This is a genomic window from Brevundimonas alba (assembly GCF_011927945.1).
GTDB lineage: Bacteria > Pseudomonadota > Alphaproteobacteria > Caulobacterales > Caulobacteraceae > Brevundimonas > Brevundimonas alba.
The window spans coordinates 713,911-729,786 of sequence record NZ_JAATJM010000001.1 but is presented as its reverse complement, the minus strand read 5'-3'; the positions used below and the strand labels follow the sequence as shown (position 1 = coordinate 729,786).

The window sequence follows — 15,876 nt, the reverse complement described above, 5'->3', positions numbered from 1 at the left end:
GAGCCCGCCTGTGAGCCGACGCAATTTCCACCTGCCCTGGTCTGAATACGTCCAGACGCTGAAGCCCCACGAGCGGCCGATGCTGCCCGGCTCTCCGGCCACGCCGGACCACCCGATCCGCTACCGGCTGGCCTACGCCGCCGTCGGCCTGCTGGTCACGGCGACCGGCAGCATCGGCTCGGCCATGGTCAGCGCCAACACCCAGCAGCTGGCGGGCGCGCTCGGCGTCTCGGCCACCGAGGCGGCCTGGCTGCCGGTCGTCTTCGTGATGACCAACGCCTGCATGAACCTGCTGCTGATCAAATTCCGCCAGCAGTACGGGCTGCGGCTGTTCGCCCAGATATTCCTCATCGCCTACGTCCTGATCGGTCTGGGGAACCTGTTCTTCGAGGATTACCAGTCGACCCTGATCGTGCGCGCCTTCGCCGGCATGGCGTCGGCGGCGATGTCGTCGCTGGGCATCCTGTATCTGATCCAGGCCTTTCCCGCCGCGCACCGGCTCAAGGGGCTGATCATCGGCATCGGCGCGGCCAGTTTCGCCCTGCCGGCGACGCGGCTGTTCTCCGGCCATCTGGTGGAGTTGTCCGAGTGGCGCGGCTTCCACGTCTTCGAACTGGGCCTGTCCCTGTTGTCGCTGGCGGCCGTGTTCGCCCTGCGCACGCCCCCGTCAGAGCGGCTCAAGGTGTTCGACCCCCTGGACTTCGTAACCTTCGTCCTGTTCGCGCCGGGCATCGCCCTGCTCTGCGCGGTGCTCGGGTTTGGGCGGATCGTGTGGTGGACCGAGGCCCCGTGGATCGGCATGGCCCTGGTCGGCGCCATCGTGCTTCTGACCGCCGCCCTGCTGGTCGAGTACAATCGCAAGACGCCGCTGATCAATCTCACATGGCTGGCGGGCGCCGACGTCATCCGCCTCGCCCTGTCGATCCTGCTGGTGCGCATCGTCCTCTCGGAACAGAGCGTCGGCTCCGTCGGCCTGCTGCAGCAGCTCGGCATCGGCGTCGACCAGATGCATGGCCTGTTCGCGGTGATCCTGGTGGGCGCCCTCGCCGGGACCCTGACCAGCGCCTTCACCCTCAACATGGCCAAGCTGAACAAGCCGATCGCCATCGCCCTGGGCGTAATCGCCGTCGGGGCTTTCATGGACGCCCATGCGACCACCCTGACCCGGCCGCACCAGCTCTATCTCAGCCAGGCCCTGCTGGCCTTCGCCTCCGCCTTCTTCATCGGCCCGGCGATGATGATCGGCATCACCCAGGTGCTGCAGAAGGGGGCCCAGAATCTCGTCAGCTTCATCGTCGTCTTCGGCGTCACCCAGAACATCGCCGGTCTCGCCGGCTCGGCCCTGATCGGCAGCATCGAGCAGATCCGCGAACGCTATCACCTCAGCCATCTGTCAGAAGGGATCACCCGCGGCGATCCCGACGTCGTCCTGCGCCTGCAGCAGCTGTCCGGCGCCTATGGCTCCGTCCTTCAGGACCCCGCCCTGCGCCAGACACAGGGGCTGACCCTGCTGCAGCAGCAGCTGACCCAGCAGGCGCATGTGCTGGCCTATAACGACGTCTTCCTGCTCATCGGCTGCGCCGCCGTCCTCGGGTGTGTCTGGGTCACCTTCCACCACCTGCGGCCCCGGTTCATGCGCACCCCCGCGGAGCCCTCCGGACCCGCGCAGGCGAACGCCGCCCAAGCCGCCGCCGCCGCCGACTGAACCTTCGCCTCACGGGCCGTTTATCAGGCATGACCGACACACCCGCGCCCGCTTCCGGACCCTCATCCTCGCCCGCTCCGGCCGCTCCCGTGCCCGCCCCAGCCCCAGCGGCCTCTCCGGCGCCCGCCGCCGCGCCGGGCAAGAAGCGGCTGTTCACGGTCGTGCTGGTCGCTGCGGCCCTGATCGGCGTCCTGCTGGTCCTCTGGGCATGGCGGTTGCCGCCCTTCACCAGCGGCGTCCAGCACACGGACAATGCCTACGTCCGGGGGCAGATCACCGTCATCGCACCGCAGGTCACCGGCTATGTCACCTCGGTCGAGGTGCAGGACTATCAGACCGTCACGCAGGGTCAGCTGTTGGCCACCATCGACGACCGCATCTATCGCCAGCGACTGGAGCAGGCCCGCGCCGCCCTGCACGCGGCGCAGGCCCAACTGGCCAACTCCGCCCAGTCCCAGACCTCCGCCCGCGGATCCGTGGCCCAGACCCAGGCCTCCATCGCCGGCGCCCGCGCCGCCGTGGCGAGGACTCAGGCCGACTTCGACCGGACGCAGCGGCTGTTCGAGGGCGGCTGGGTGGCGCAGGCCCAGGTCGATGTGACCCGCACGGCCCTTCAGGCGGCGCAGGCCCAGCTCGCCGCCGCCCGCGCGACCGAAGGCATCGCCGAGACGGGCGTGACCTCCGCCGTCGTCGGACGCGGCGCTCTGGAAGCGGCGGTCGAGAACGCCCGCGCCCAGGTTCATCTGGCCGAGATCGACCTCGCCAACACCCGTATCGTGGCGCCGCGCGCCGGCCGGCTCGGAGAGGTCACCGTGCGGCAGGGACAGCAGGTCCAGATCGGCTCCCAGCTGATGGCGCTGGTGCCCGACCGCATCTGGGTGGTCGCCAACTACAAGGAGAACCAGCTCAGGGACATCCGCGTCGGCCAGCCGGCCGAGCTCTCGGTGGACGCCCTCGGTGGACAGGTGCTGACGGGCAAGGTGGAGCAGATCGCCCCCGCCACCGGGTCCGAGTTCAGCGTCATCCGCCCCGACAACGCCACGGGCAATTTCACCAAGGTGGCCCAGCGGGTGCCGGTGCGCATCGCCCTCGATCCGGGGCAGGCAGGGCTGGACCGGCTGCGTCCCGGGCTGTCCGTGGTGGCGCGGGTCGACACCCGCTAGCGGCTAGCGGCTAGCGGGCACGGCAGGCGATCGACTGCTGGTACAGGACGGTCGCGGGCTCCAGCCGACGGGCTTCGGCCAGCGCCGTTTCGGCCTCCGTGCAACGGCCGGCGCCCGCGAGCGCCGAGGCGAGGCTGTGGCGCAGCGGCGCCAGCTCCGGCTCCGACTGAACCGCCTTCTCGCAGAACGGCAGGCCCTCGGCGGGACGCCCGGCCCGCACCAGAATGTAGCAGTGATTGTTCAGATAACCCGCGTTGGCCGGTTCGGCCTTCACAACCAGCAGACTGGCGGCCAGAGCCCCGTCCAGATCGCCGAGCTGTTCGAGCACCAGCGCCTGTGTGGCGTATCCCTCGACATCCTTGACCGGAATGGCGCGATAGGCGGCGAACGCGGGCTCGAAGGCCGAAGACCGTCCCTCCTTCAGGATCGGCAGGACGAGGCTCAGCAGGAACAGGCGCTGGGCCTCCAGCGCGGCCTGCTCGTCCGGCGACGGCTCCAGCGCCTGACCGATCTGCATGATGCGCCAGGCCGCTTCGGCATCCGCCGTCGCCTCCTTGTCGCGTCCCAGATGCTGCCGCGTATCGGCCCGGAAGACGTAGAGCGCGTCCGACTCGAACGGCCCGAAATCTCCCGCCCGATCGAACACCCGCCCGGCGTCTCCATAGTCGCGGTCCAGATAGGCTTCGGTCGCCTGATTCAGCCGCGCGAACGTCTGCTGCGGCGAGCCGTCCGGCAGGGCCTGCGCGCAGGCGGCCCAGTCAGGCGCCTCGCCCTCGGGCGCCCGGCAGACATCGGGAATGTCCTGCGAAATCAGGGCGAGGGCGAAGGCGAGGGCGATCATCGGCTCAAACCCTGGTCAGACGGAGGTCTTGGTAGTCGTAGCTGAAGTCGGCATCTGGAGAGACCGCCTTCATCGTCGCCGACACCGGCGCGCCGTTCTCGATCCTGAAGGTGATGAACGTGTCCTCCTCCCGCTTGTCCGGGAATCGCGTCCGCATCGTCTCGCCGTCATAGGGCTCCAGCGGCCCCTTCAGCGCTGGCGTGTGGGTGAACTCCAGCCACAGGCCGGTCTTGCGCGCCCGTCCCCGGCCGGTCGTCCGCGCCTCGACGACGATGTCGCCGTACCACGGGTCCCGCCAACGTCCGGCGTAGGCCTCCAGCGGCATTGACGGCGCCGCGCCCGCCGCCTGCTTCGCGTCGATTTCAGCCGCCGCCGCGATGGAGGCCGCGTCGCCCTGGTCCCGCAGTCGCACGCTGTCGGCGATCCAGTCGTATCCCGCCTTGCCCATGACGATGTCGGAGATGCCCGACCGAAGGGCGCGCAGAAGGAAACTCTCCTCGGCGTTGGAGAAGATCGAGAAGCCGGCGTTCCGTCCCGGGATCAGCACGGTCGCGGAGATCCCGCCGGGCGACCCGCCCCCGTGGGTGATCATCCGCTCGCCGCGATAGTCCTGCACCTGGAAGCCCATGGCGTAGGTCGATGCGATGGCGCGCCCCGGCAGCTCCGCCGTCGGCCCTTCGGAGGCGCTGATGATGACGTTCGGCTTCCACATCTCGCGCGCGGTCGCCTCCGAGAACAGCCGGGATCCATCCGGCAACTGTCCCATGGCCAGCCGCACGCCGATCCACTTCGCCCAGTCGGTGGCGGTGGTGCAGATGCCCCCGGCCGCCGCCGCGCTGTTCCAGTTCCAGACCTCGGCGATCGAGTCCGCGATCTGCACCATATCGCCCTGATACCGCAGCGGCGGCCCGACGCGGGCGTGGGGCAGGGCCGACTTCGCGGGGTCCGCCATTGTGGTCAGCGGCACGGTCTCGTTCATGCCGACGCGGTCAAGGATGCGGGTCTGGATGAACCGCTCCCACGGCATGCCCGACACCGCCTCCAGCACCGCCCCGGCGACCACGAACATCAGGTTGTTGTAGTGATACTGCCCGCGGAACTGGTCCTCGATCGGCACGAACGGGACTGCCGCCAGAACCTCCGCCCGGCTCCGGTCGCTGTTGGGCCAGAACAGCAGGTCGCCGGCGCCCAGGCCGAAACCGGCGCGGTGGCTGATCGTGTCGCGCACCGTGATCCGCTCGCCGATCACCGGGTCGGACAGGGTGAAGCCCGGTAGATAGGTCCGCACCGGCTCGTCCCACTTCACCTTGCCCTCGTCGACCATCATGGCGAGCGCCGCCGAGGTGACGTTCTTGGTGTTCGAGGCGATGGCGAACAGGGTGTGCTCGTCCGCCGGCGCCGCCTGTCCCAGCCGCTTGACGCCATAGCCGCGGGCCAGCACCGGCGCCCCGTCCTTGACCACCGCGATCGACAGCGCCGGCTGTTCCGGGAAGGCGGCCATACAGGCCTTCACATAGGCGTCGACCGCCTGCGCCAGCGCCTCGCCGGACGGCGCGGGGCCGGTCTGGGCGTGCGACAGCGAGGGCAGGGCGACGCCGGCCGCGGCGGACGAAATCAGCGCCGCGCGGCGCGTGAGGCGGATGGACATGAGATGACGCTCCCGAACTGGTCGGAAGCGACGCTAGCGCCGGGACCGCCGGGGCGCCAGAGCCCGCCGGTCCCGGCTCACCGGCTCAGCGCGAGCAGCGCGCCGTGCTGCCGACCCGCGGCACATACATGTCCGTCGACGGATTGTAGGTCTTGTAGCGCTGCTGGCAGGCGCGGACGTGGCGGTGCCAGTCGGACGGGTTGGCGAAGCCGCTCGGCGGCGCGGGCGGCCGGGCGCCCCAGCTGCTCTCCCACATGCCGTAGTCCATGCTCCGGCCGGCCATCGCGCCGGCCGAACCGCCGCTCCGCGCGGAGCTGGAGGCGCCGCCCGGCTGGGCCATGGCCGCCGCTCCGCCCGAGGGGTTCTCCGGGCCGCCCGAGGCCGGCATGTGATAGGGCGTGCCCTGGTTGCGGGGCGCGGCCGGGCCCGGCGCCGCGCTGCGGTTCTCAGTGTCGGCGGGCGGGGTACGGTCGGTGCCCTGCGGAGCCGTCGCAGGCGCCTGCTGGGGCTGTCCGCCCGCGACCTGGGCGGCCGCGGGCAGGGCGAGGGCGGCGAACACCGCCGTGGTGACAAGGATCGGTCTTTTCATCGGTTTCTTCCCTGAGGTGCAAACCCCGACGGCTCCCAACCGGGCGGCTCCGCCCCGGTTCCAGCGTCGCCGCACGCCGTTCGCGCGCCCGTCACTTTCCGCCGCCGCCGGGACTTGTGTGGCCCAGCCGCCACACCCACCTGATCCACAGCCGCACGGCGCGTTGCTTGCATCAGAGGGCGCGACGGCGGAATCCGCCATCAGGGGATGACACGTGAATCTCGATCTCTACTCCGACCGCGCCAAACAGGCCGTCCAGTCCGCCCAGTCGCTGGCCCTCGCCCGCCGGCATCAGCAGTTCGCCCCCGAACACCTGCTCAAGGTGCTGCTCGAGGAGCGCGACGGCCTCGCCCGCAGCCTGATCACCGCCGCCGGCGGCGACCCGGCCAAGGCTGAAACGGCCCTCGAGACCGCGCTGGGCAAGCGCGCCCAGGTCTCGGGCGGCTCGGGCCAGCTCTATCTGGACGGCGACACCGCCCGCGTCTTCGCCGCCGCCGAAGCCGCCTCGAAGAAGGCCGGCGACGCCTTCGTCACCACCGAACGCCTGCTCAGCGCCATCGCCCGCGAGGGTGGCGTCGCCGCCACCGTGCTCGCCTCCGTCGGCGCCACGCCCGAGAAACTCGACGCCGCCATCAACGAGGTCCGCAAGGGCAAGACCGCCGACTCCGCCTCGGCCGAGGACGCCTACGACGCCCTCAAACGCTACGCCCGCGACCTGACCCTGGCGGCCCGCGACGGCAAGATCGACCCGGTCATCGGCCGCGACGAGGAGATCCGCCGCACCATCCAGGTCCTCGCCCGCCGCACCAAGAACAACCCCGTCCTGATCGGCGAGCCCGGCGTGGGCAAGACCGCCATCGTCGAGGGCCTCGCCCTGCGCATCGTCAACGGCGACGTGCCCGAGAGCCTCAAGGACAAGAAGGTCATGGCCCTCGACATGGGCGCCCTGATCGCCGGCGCGAAATACCGCGGCGAGTTCGAGGAACGGCTCAAGGCCGTGCTCAACGAGGTGGCCGCCGCCGAGGGCCAGATCGTCCTCTTCATCGACGAGATGCACACCCTGGTCGGCGCCGGGAAGGGCGACGGCGCCATGGACGCCTCCAACCTGCTCAAGCCCGCCCTCGCGCGCGGCGACCTGCACTGCGTCGGCGCCACCACGCTCGACGAATACCGTAAGCACGTCGAAAAGGACGCCGCCCTCGCCCGCCGCTTCCAGCCGGTCATGGTCGAGGAGCCGACGGTCGAGGACACGGTCTCCATCCTGCGCGGCCTCAAGGAGAAGTATGAGGTCCATCACGGCGTGCGCATCGCCGACGGCGCCATCGTCGCCGCCGCGACCCTGTCGAACCGCTACATCACCGACCGCTTCCTGCCCGACAAGGCCATCGACCTGATCGACGAGGCCGCCAGCCGCGTGCGCATGGCCGTCGATTCCAAGCCCGAGGCCCTCGACGAGATCGACCGCCGCCTGGTCCAGCTCAAGATCGAGCGCGAGGCCCTCAAGAAGGAGACCGACAAGGCCTCCATCGCCCGCCTCGACAAGCTGGAAGACGAGCTCGCCGACCTCGAGGGCCAGTCCGACGATCTGACCGCCCGCTGGAAGGCCGAGAAGGAAAAGGTCGGCGCCGGCGCCCAGCTGCGCGAAACCCTTGACCGCCTGCGCGCCGAACTGGCCGCCGCCCAGCGCGCCGGCGACCTCGGCCGCGCCTCCGAGATCGCCTACGGCCAGATCCCCGGCATCGAGAAACAGCTCGCCGAGGCCGAGGCCAACGAGGCCGACAAGTCCGGCCCCCTGACCCCCGAGGTCGTCGACGCCGAACAGATCGCCCAGGTCGTCAGCCGCTGGACCGGCGTCCCCGTCGACAAGATGCTGGAGGGCGAGCGCGAGAAGCTGCTCAAGATGGAGGACGCCCTGGCCCGCCGCGTCGTCGGCCAGGACGAGGCCCTGACGGCCGTCGCCGATGCCGTCCGCCGCGCCCGCGCCGGCCTCAACGACCCCAACCGCCCGCTCGGCTCCTTCCTCTTCCTCGGCCCCACCGGCGTCGGCAAGACCGAGCTGACCAAAGCGTTGGCGGAGTTTCTCTTTGACGACGAGTCCGCCATCACCCGCATGGACATGTCGGAATACATGGAGAAGCACAGCGTCTCCCGCCTGATCGGCGCCCCTCCCGGCTACGTCGGCTACGACGAGGGCGGCGCCCTGACCGAGGCCGTCCGACGCCGCCCGTATCAGGTCGTCCTGTTCGACGAGGTCGAAAAGGCCCACCCCGACGTCTTCAACGTCCTGCTGCAGGTGCTCGACGACGGCCGCTTGACCGACGGTCAGGGCCGGGTGATCGACTTCAAGAACACCCTGATCATCATGACCAGCAACCTCGGCTCCGAGGCCCTCGCCGGCCAGTCGGAGGGGGACGACGTGGAGACCGTCCGCCCCTACGTCATGGAACAGGTCCGCGCCCACTTCCGCCCCGAGTTCCTCAACCGCATCGACGAGATCATCCTCTTCCGCCGCCTCGGCCGCGGCCAGATGGCCGGCATCGTCCGCATCCAGCTGGCGCGTTTCGAGAAGCTGCTGGCCGACCGCCGCCTGACCCTCGCCCTGGACGACAGCGCCGCCAGCTGGCTCGCCGACAAGGGCTACGACCCGGTGTATGGGGCGCGTCCGCTCAAGCGCGTCATCCAGAAGGAATTGGTCGACCCGATCGCGCGGAAGCTTCTGGCGGGCGAGATCGAGGACGGGTCGGTGATTGGCGTGTCAGCCGGGGCGGGCGGTCTGGAGATCGGGAAGGCGCGGGTGCATTAGGGGTCGAGGCGATCTAGGGGCTTACGCGACTCCCAAAACCGCGTGATGTTGCGGGATGTTGTCGCCCGACGAAATCGATCACCTCCTCGCCGCAACTAAGCGGGTTGGCGGACAGCCAAGCTGGCGAGAAGATCCAACGACCGCCGGGCGAGCCCTCCTGGTCGTCCAGCTTCTGCTCAATGAAGTCGCCGTCAGCGGACTCGAGCTGAGAGGCAACGCCACTGTTCGAACGCCGCGCCAATCCGCCAGCTTGGTGCTCATTGCAGCTGGCGATCCAATTCAGCGACTCAGCTTCAGGCCTAAGGCGGAGCACGTTAACTCACTGAGAACCGGCCTTCCGCGCGGTCTCCGCGGTAATCGACTGCCCGCTGAGGTCACCCGCTTCTATCCTTGGGAGCTGAACAGGCGGTGGCCACGACAACGCCAACCTCGCGAGAGGTACGATGGGCTTTGCGTTGAACCGGCTCTGACCGATTTTGACGCAGCGATGATGTTCTTCTTGGAGAGATGCAATATTGTAGGGAGCATTCCGCCCCCGCCTCATCGGCCGGAACTTTTCTAGTGTCAGACCAATACGAAGTCCTGAGAGACGCGATTGCTGGTAGCCAGCAGCCTTGGTTTGCTGACGGACTCATCCGTGTGCCTACGACCACCTTGTTTCCGAGCGGAGAGGTAATCAACCTCTCGGTGGCCCCCAATCGTAGCGGCGGTTTCCGTGTTTCGGATGATGGGCTAGGCCGTACGGCCGTGCTGGACGAAGGCGTCCATCACATGCGCCCTGGGGACCGCCGACGGGCTGAAGCAATTGCGGAGCAATCGGGCATTCGTTTTGAAGGCGATGCATTCGTTGCCGACGACGTGGGCCCTCAGAATCTCGTTGCCGCTATGGCGCTGGTTGCGGAGGCATCACGCGCATGGGCCACGCAAATGTTGGAGCGCTCAGTGCGGCACCGCGAACGGGCGCTTCTTGAGGTGGTCAAGGATAAACTCGAACGGGCCTACTCCTCCCCTATGGTCCAACCCAAGGTGGCTGTTCTCGGGGCAAGCAGCAGCCAGTATGATTTTGATTTCGGGGTGAAGCTGAGTGATGGCCGTATCGCGCTGTTCGAGATCATAAGTCCTGCGCCCGCTTCCGTGGCGTTTGCACATACCAAGTTCTCAGACGTTCAGCGGGCACAGCCCGATTGGCCTCGAGAAGCCGTAGTTGAGAACCTCAGCGACTGGCCTTCAGAGTCGTTGGCTCTTCTGTCGCAGGTCACTTCGCATGTCCGCCCCGCTAGCACTGAGTGGAAGGACTTGCCGCTGATGGCGGCCTGAAGGCCTTTCTGGCGGTCAGATGCTCTCCGCCATCCCCCTGATCTCTTCCGTCACGTCCCGCGCGCCGGCCATGTCCCAGCAGCTGTCCTCCAGCCGCAACAGCCATCCGTTCGCATGCTTGCTGTAGCGGCAGCGTGCTTCGAGGCCGTCGTGCGGCAGGATGATCGCACGCTGGACCTGATACCGGCTGTCGAACAGGACGGCGGCGAGATAGTCGAACTTCTTCTCCGGCAACCGGCGCAGGAAGCTCAGCTGCCGTGAGCCGTTGTGACGGGTCAGGCGGCGGCTCTTGATCTGATAGCGGATCCCATCGTTGTCTGTGGCGTCATGCCCGGCCGCCGACGAGTTCTCCAGCGCCCAGCCAAAGGCGGTCGAGAACAGCAGTTCGGCATAGTCGCCGACCGGGCTGTTCGAGGTGCGCACAACGTCGCGCCGCCGCAGTTCCTCCATCACCTCCGCATGCAGGGTCAGAAGCGCCCGGATCGATGCGCGGGCCAACGGCGGCTCGTCGGCCGTCGGCTCGGCAGGGCCGGAGGGCGCGGCGACGATGAGCGGCTGCGCCTTCCGGGGCTCGGCCCCGTATTCCTCCGGCGGCACGGCCTTTCTCAGCATGTTGCCGAGGTTCATCCGAACCTGACCGGGATTCAGGTGCGCGTATTGCTGGCGGCGATCAATTCCGTAGCGGAGCGCGACAGCATGAAGCGCGTCCAGATCAAGGGCGCCGTCGGGGCCGGTGACCTGCGGCCGGAGCCACAGGTTGAACGGGTCGTTCTTTGTCAGCCGCTCCCAACGCTCGCGGCGCTCCCGACTAATTTCCATCATTCACCCCCAGCAGCGGCGTCATCTTCACCGCCTCGAATGGCACGATCTTGCACTCGCCCCCCGCACCGCCTCCGCCGCCACCCCATCCGTCCACGCCTTCTTGCACGCCGCATAGGCCCCGCTGTCCCCCGGATGCAGGGCCGCGCAGCGCGCCTTCTCGCGCGCATAGGCCGCGGCCGTCTCCGGCTCGGCCCGCAGCCGGTCGCGGAAGGCCAGATGCCAGGCGATCATCCGGTCCCCCGCCGCATGGACGTGCAGATGAGCCGTCCGCTCGCCCGTCGCCGGATCGTCGCGGGTCAAATACCGCCGCCCGGCCACGCCGTTCTCGCCGCGCCAGCGCCAGCCCAGCCCCTCCAGCGCCGCCCGCGCCGCCTCGATCCCTGCCAGACTGTCAGCCTCGCCCAGCAGGTCGACCACTGGCTTGGCGGCCAGTCCCGGCACGGCGGTCGAACCGATGTGGTGCACGGCGACGAAGCCCCCCGGCGCCGCCGCCCACAGCTCCGCGATCAGCGCCGCGGCCCGGTCGGTCCACTCCGGCGTGTACAGGGCGAGGGCGACGGGCCGGGGCATGGGCCATGATCCGGAGCGGGGCGGCCGGGGTCAAGACGCCGTACGCCCCCCATCCCGCCCCTGACGCTGTGCTTACAATCCGCGCATCTATAGTCGGATAGCGCGGAAAACCTCCCGCCTTTCCAGACACATCGCCTTTTCTCGACGCGACTTGTCCGCCTGACAAACCAGCGGCCGTATACTGCCGGCCTTCGTTCGCCACCGGTCTTTGACAATCCAGCCCCAGCCGCGCCGCAGCAGGCTCCGCCGTCCCCAGCCGCACTCTTCGGACGCAGCGCACTCTCCGGACTCTTCGGACGCTTCGCACTCTTCGGACCCTTCGGACGCAGTTTTCGCAATTTTCGCGGTTTATACCCGGGTAAAACCCGCCCGGATCGCCCCCGCCGTCTTCATCCCGGCACTCCCACACATCACGCACTTTACAACACAAAGCACTTGATGCATGGTCCGCGAACACGAGGGGAGTTCGATGACCACCACCGCCCAGTTCCCGCCCGCCACCCTGACCGGCGCCGCCTCCGGCCCGACCGTCGCCGTCTGCGCCGGCCGCGTGCTGCTGCTCGCCGGCGTCTGCTTCGGCGCCGCCAACCTGTTCCAGTGGAGCGTCGTCAGCGGCGCGTCCGGCCTGCATCCGGCGACCCTGGGCCTCAGCTGGCCGCTCGCCGTCGCCATCTTCTTCACCGGCCTGTTCCGCCTGCGCCGCATCGGCGGAGAGGCCGCCCGCCGCGTCGCCGGCTGGTCGCGCATGGCCGTGTTCAGCATGATCGCCGCCGCCCTCGCCCTCGCCGCCGCCTCGGGCATGACCGGCGACTGGAGCCTGATGCTGTGGAACTCGGTCGCCACCCTCGGCCTCTACGGCCTCGCCTGGCTGACCGCCTTCGCCCGCGCCCGCCGCCCCGGCATGGCCCTGATCGGCCTCGTGGCCCTCGGCGGCGCGGCCCTGCTCTCCACCCGCATCGGCACGGCCGATCAGTATATGCTGCAGGCGTCGACCCTGGCGCTCGTCGCTCTTTTGCCCGGCCTGTGGCTGGCCCTTGGCCGCCGACTCTGAGAGGACTGACACCATGACCACGCCCGAAACCGAAGACCCCGCCGCCGACATCGCCTGGATGCGCCGCCTCGCCGAGGAGGGCAGCCGGACGCCGATGCAGGGCGCCGCCATCCTGTTCGGCGCCGGCGTCATCTACGGCCTCGCCAGCGTCGGCCACTGGGCCATCGCCAGCGGCGTCGCCGGGCTCGGCATGGAGGCGGTCAACGGCCTGTGGCTCGGGGCCACCCTGCTGTTCTTCGTCCTGCTGGCGTTCAACATCTACCGGCTGAAGCGGGCCGGCGGGGTGCAGACCTCGGCCAACCGCGCCTCGGGCACGGCCTGGGCTTCAGTCGGCTGGGGCATCTTCGCCCTGTTCGCCTCCATGGCCGTGCTGGCGTGGCGGATGGGGGACGAGGCGGCCATGGTCGCCCTGGCCCTGATGCCGTCGGTGATCATGGTCTTCTACGGCGCCGGCTGGGCCGTGACCGCCGCCATGCAGCGCTCCCGCCCGCTGTGGGGCCTCGCCCTGGCCTCCTTCGCCGCCGGCCCGCTGATCGCCCTCTTCACCGGCTCGGCCGAACAGTATCTGGCCTACGGCGCCGCCCTGTTCCTGCTGATGGCCCTGCCGGGCTGGCTGCTGATGCGGTCGGCGAGGGCCTGAGCGTGGCCGACGAGTTCGACATCAACCGGCTCGACGAGGTCATCCACGGCCGCGTCCGCCTCGGCATCATGGCCGTGCTCTCGGGGGTCGAGAGCGCCGACTTCAACACGCTGAAGAGCCGGCTGCAGACCACGGACGGCAATCTGTCGGTCCACCTGCGCAAGCTCGAGGACGCCGGCTTCGTCGCCGTGACCAAGCGGTTCGAGGGCCGCAAGCCCCTGACCGAGGCCTCGATGACGCCCGAGGGCCGCCGCGCCTTCGTTGCCTATCTCGACGCCATGCAGGGGCTGGTCGGAAAGGGCTGAGCCCCGGTGGGAAGCGTCGCCGGGGTCGGCTAGAGAGGCGGCATGAGCGGCCGCATCCAGCCCTTCCTGGCGACCGAGACCCGCGTCGTTCCGTGGCGCGAGCCGCTGTCCGTCGCCGCCGGCCTCCGGGGTCTGGAGGGCGCGCTGGCCCTGCTCTCCGACGGCGGGCCGCTGGGGCGCCGGTCCTTCGTCGCCGCCGAGCCGGACTGGACCGGAGGGGAGGGCGGCCTCGACCTGCTCCGCGATCCCGCCCTGTCCCGCGGCGTCGTGGGTCTGCACGCCTATGACGCCGGAGCCCGCCCCGCCACCGGCCCCCGGGAACAGGTCTGGCCCGACCTCATGCTGGCCCGCTACCCCGCCATCCTGGCCTTCGACCACCGGGACCGCACCGTGACCGTCACCGGCCGGGGCTCTGACGCCGCCTCCGCCCGCGCAGCCGCCGACCGCGCCGAAGCCTGGTTGGCCGAAGCCGTCGAAGCCGCTGCGCCCCCGCCGCCCGCCCTCGCCATGCCGCCCGAGGCCCTGCCGGAAGCCTATCTCGCCGCCGTCGCCGACGTAATCGCCCGCATCGCCTCCGGCGAGCTGTTCCAGGCCAACATCGCCCGCGCCTGGTCCGGCGAACTGCGGGCCGGCGCCGATCCCTTCGACGTCATGCTCCGCCTCGCCGACCGCGCCGCCGCCTACGGCGCCTTCTGGCGGCTGGGGGACCGGGCGCTGGTCTCCAACTCGCCCGAGCTGTTCCTGACCTTCGACCCCGCCAGCCGCCGCATCGAGACCCGCCCGATCAAGGGCACCCGCCCGCGCCACGCGGATCCCGCCCGCGACGCCGCCCTCGCCGCCGACCTCCGGTCCAGCGCCAAGGACCGGGCCGAGAACCTCATGATCGTCGACCTGATGCGCAACGACCTGTCCCGCGTCGCCGCCCCCGGCACAGTCGCCGCCGATCGCCTGTTCGAGATCGAGAGCCACCCCACGGTCCACCACCTCGTCTCGACCGTGACCGCAACCGCCCGCCCCGACACCGGCGTCGCCGACCTGCTGGCCGCGACCTTCCCGCCCGGCTCGATCACCGGCGCGCCCAAGCATCAGGCCATTAAGGTCATCGCCGCCCACGAACCGCCGCGCGGCCCGTGGTGCGGCAGCCTGTTCCATATCGGAGACGACGGCGCCCTGACCGCCTCGGTGCTGATCCGCACGGCCTCGTTCGAGTTGTCAGAAGGGCGCTGGCGCTTCCGGGCTCTCGCCGGCGCCGGCATCGTCGCCGACAGCGATCCCGCCTCAGAGCTGGCCGAAACCGAAGCCAAGATCCTCGCCCTGCGCGAGGCCCTGACCGGCGCTGCCTAGGTGACGGGGCAGTTCGGGCAGAGCGTCTTGTCGACGGTCCGCGGCCGCAGATAATAGGTGTGCGAGAACCGCGTCAGCCCCGGCATCAGATAGTCCGCCGCCGAGTCATAGTCGTACGTCACCTCGGCCACGATCACGCTCTCTCCGTCGCCGATCAGGCTGGCGGGCAGGGTGACCACCGAGTTCTTTCCGCGCGCCGTCATTCCGTCGCCGCGGCTCCAGTCGACCTTGGCCACGCCCGAGGTGCGCGTCACGCTGGACACCCGCTGCTTCAGCGTCGTGGTCGGGAACGGCTTCATGATCAGGCCGCCGATGTCGAAGATGTCGTCGAGCATCGCCGGGGTCACCGTCTCTTCCTGCGACACCAGATCGGCGACCATCGCAGAGACGTGGCCCATCCGCTTCTGCGCCATGAAGCCCTGACAGAACTCCGTCATGCCCATGTAGAAGGCGATCAGCACGGGCGCGAGCATGGCGAACTCGATCGCCGAGACGCCGCGTTCGTCTCCCGTCAGGCGTCGGATCAGACTGCGCTTCTTCATCCCGCGGGCTCGTTCCGGAAGGCGGTGGTGGCGGTCAGCATCGCCGTGCGCGGCCCGACGCTGGACAGCGCCTGCGACAGGAAGCTGGTCAGCAGCGGATGCTTGTACCAGACGCGCACCAGGATCAGGTCGCCCGGATTGCCGTTGGCGTAGGTCAGGCCGCTCGGATCGAAGCCCTCGCCGGCGAGCGGATCGGGCGGCGTCGTAGCGAACTGCGGAATGACCCGCACGTCGATCGTGGCGTTGGCCTCGCAGCTGCCTGCGAAAATGCTCATCCGGCTGCACAGGCTCGTCTTGAACCGGGCGGCCGTCATGCCCTGCGCGCTCGCCTGTCCCGTGCGGACCAGCCGCCCGGTCGAGATCGCAGCGTTCTCCAGCACGGAGTCGAGCGTAAAGATCAGCGCCACCTCCAGGATGGCGAAGACCATCACGCAGAACGGCAGAACCAGCAGACCGAACTCGACCGCAGCAGTGCCGTCACGGTCGCGCAGAAGACGCCGCACAAAGCGGCCTGCGAACGTCCCGGAACGGCGACG

Annotated in this window: 15 protein-coding genes; 8 read left to right on the top strand and 7 right to left on the bottom strand. The window is 69.5% G+C overall.

The window, feature by feature from the left end; translation table 11 throughout:
• The first annotated feature begins 10 nt into the window (after window positions 1-10).
• Together GGQ87_RS03610 and GGQ87_RS03605 are read left to right on the top strand one after the other, a co-directional pair.
• Window positions 11-1,705: an MFS transporter gene (locus tag GGQ87_RS03610; RefSeq protein ID WP_342448292.1), complete on the top strand. Its 1,695-nt coding sequence runs from the start codon at window positions 11-13 to the stop codon at window positions 1,703-1,705.
• 89 nt (window positions 1,706-1,794) lie between these two features.
• Window positions 1,795-2,868 (top strand): HlyD family secretion protein, encoded by a 1,074-nt coding sequence (locus GGQ87_RS03605; protein ID WP_342448291.1) that lies wholly within the window; start codon window positions 1,795-1,797, stop codon window positions 2,866-2,868.
• A gap of 10 nt (window positions 2,869-2,878) precedes the next feature.
• Here the strand turns inward: GGQ87_RS03605 and GGQ87_RS03600 are convergent, their stop codons facing one another.
• The 3 genes from GGQ87_RS03600 to GGQ87_RS03590 form a co-directional block, all read right to left on the bottom strand.
• Window positions 2,879-3,709, bottom strand: a complete 831-nt coding sequence (locus GGQ87_RS03600) for a tetratricopeptide repeat protein (RefSeq protein ID WP_168045329.1) — start codon at window positions 3,707-3,709, stop codon at window positions 2,879-2,881.
• Between the two features lie 4 nt (window positions 3,710-3,713).
• Complete coding sequence (locus tag GGQ87_RS03595; RefSeq protein WP_168045328.1) at window positions 3,714-5,357, bottom strand: serine hydrolase; 1,644 nt, start codon at window positions 5,355-5,357, stop codon at window positions 3,714-3,716.
• Between the two features lie 85 nt (window positions 5,358-5,442).
• A complete protein-coding gene (locus tag GGQ87_RS03590) occupies window positions 5,443-5,946 on the bottom strand; it encodes a BA14K family protein (protein ID WP_168045327.1) in 504 nt (167 codons plus the stop codon).
• A gap of 214 nt (window positions 5,947-6,160) precedes the next feature.
• Here GGQ87_RS03590 and clpB point away from each other — a divergent pair, with 214 nt between their 5' ends.
• Both clpB and GGQ87_RS03580 read left to right on the top strand, forming a co-directional pair.
• Entirely contained in the window at window positions 6,161-8,749 is a 2,589-nt protein-coding gene (gene clpB, locus GGQ87_RS03585) for an ATP-dependent chaperone ClpB (protein ID WP_168045326.1), read from the top strand.
• Between the two features lie 747 nt (window positions 8,750-9,496).
• Entirely contained in the window at window positions 9,497-10,066 is a 570-nt protein-coding gene (locus GGQ87_RS03580; RefSeq protein ID WP_168045325.1) for a hypothetical protein, read from the top strand.
• Window positions 10,067-10,081: 15 nt separating this feature from the next.
• Here the strand turns inward: GGQ87_RS03580 and GGQ87_RS15250 are convergent, their stop codons facing one another.
• Entirely contained in the window at window positions 10,082-10,888 is an 807-nt protein-coding gene (locus GGQ87_RS15250; protein ID WP_209282388.1) for a hypothetical protein, read from the bottom strand.
• A 24-nt stretch (window positions 10,889-10,912) separates the two neighbouring features.
• A complete protein-coding gene (locus GGQ87_RS03570) occupies window positions 10,913-11,458 on the bottom strand; it encodes a GrpB family protein (RefSeq protein ID WP_168045324.1) in 546 nt (181 codons plus the stop codon).
• Window positions 11,459-11,927: 469 nt separating this feature from the next.
• Between GGQ87_RS03570 and GGQ87_RS03565 the strand changes: the two genes are divergently transcribed.
• Genes GGQ87_RS03565 through GGQ87_RS03550 form a run of 4 tightly spaced genes read left to right on the top strand, consistent with a single transcriptional unit; the run spans window position 11,928 to window position 14,798 of the window.
• Window positions 11,928-12,509: a hypothetical protein gene (locus GGQ87_RS03565; RefSeq protein WP_168045323.1), complete on the top strand. Its 582-nt coding sequence runs from the start codon at window positions 11,928-11,930 to the stop codon at window positions 12,507-12,509.
• Between the two features lie 13 nt (window positions 12,510-12,522).
• The gene (locus tag GGQ87_RS03560; RefSeq protein WP_168045322.1) at window positions 12,523-13,149 is read left to right on the top strand and encodes a hypothetical protein; all 627 of its coding nucleotides are present in this window, start codon (window positions 12,523-12,525) and stop codon (window positions 13,147-13,149) included.
• A gap of 2 nt (window positions 13,150-13,151) precedes the next feature.
• Window positions 13,152-13,454: a transcriptional regulator gene (locus GGQ87_RS03555; RefSeq protein ID WP_168045321.1), complete on the top strand. Its 303-nt coding sequence runs from the start codon at window positions 13,152-13,154 to the stop codon at window positions 13,452-13,454.
• A 42-nt stretch (window positions 13,455-13,496) separates the two neighbouring features.
• Window positions 13,497-14,798, top strand: coding sequence for an anthranilate synthase component I family protein (locus tag GGQ87_RS03550; RefSeq protein WP_168045320.1), 1,302 nt, complete (start codon window positions 13,497-13,499; stop codon window positions 14,796-14,798).
• Here the strand turns inward: GGQ87_RS03550 and GGQ87_RS03545 are convergent.
• The gene (locus tag GGQ87_RS03545; protein WP_168045319.1) at window positions 14,795-15,340 is read right to left on the bottom strand and encodes a TadE/TadG family type IV pilus assembly protein; all 546 of its coding nucleotides are present in this window, start codon (window positions 15,338-15,340) and stop codon (window positions 14,795-14,797) included. The two genes, GGQ87_RS03550 and GGQ87_RS03545, sit on opposite strands and share 4 nt — an antisense overlap.
• Window positions 15,337-15,843, bottom strand: a complete 507-nt coding sequence (locus GGQ87_RS03540) for a TadE/TadG family type IV pilus assembly protein (RefSeq protein WP_168045318.1) — start codon at window positions 15,841-15,843, stop codon at window positions 15,337-15,339. Before GGQ87_RS03540 ends, GGQ87_RS03545 begins: the two co-directional genes overlap by 4 nt.
• Window positions 15,844-15,876 lie beyond the last annotated feature (33 nt).

Bases quoted from the DNA above. Each gene is read 5' to 3' on its own strand.
- GGQ87_RS03565 (WP_168045323.1), top strand. From the start codon at position 11,928: ATGACCACCACCGCCCAGTTCCCGCCCGCCACCCTGACCGGCGCCGCC.
- GGQ87_RS03545 (WP_168045319.1), bottom strand. From the start codon at position 15,340: ATGAAGAAGCGCAGTCTGATCCGACGCCTGACGGGAGACGAACGCGGC.
- GGQ87_RS15250 (WP_209282388.1), bottom strand. From the start codon at position 10,888: ATGATGGAAATTAGTCGGGAGCGCCGCGAGCGTTGGGAGCGGCTGACA.
- GGQ87_RS03560 (WP_168045322.1), top strand. From the start codon at position 12,523: ATGACCACGCCCGAAACCGAAGACCCCGCCGCCGACATCGCCTGGATG.
- GGQ87_RS03600 (WP_168045329.1), bottom strand. From the start codon at position 3,709: ATGATCGCCCTCGCCTTCGCCCTCGCCCTGATTTCGCAGGACATTCCC.
- GGQ87_RS03595 (WP_168045328.1), bottom strand. From the start codon at position 5,357: ATGTCCATCCGCCTCACGCGCCGCGCGGCGCTGATTTCGTCCGCCGCG.
- GGQ87_RS03590 (WP_168045327.1), bottom strand. From the start codon at position 5,946: ATGAAAAGACCGATCCTTGTCACCACGGCGGTGTTCGCCGCCCTCGCC.
- GGQ87_RS03570 (WP_168045324.1), bottom strand. From the start codon at position 11,458: ATGCCCCGGCCCGTCGCCCTCGCCCTGTACACGCCGGAGTGGACCGAC.
- GGQ87_RS03550 (WP_168045320.1), top strand. From the start codon at position 13,497: ATGAGCGGCCGCATCCAGCCCTTCCTGGCGACCGAGACCCGCGTCGTT.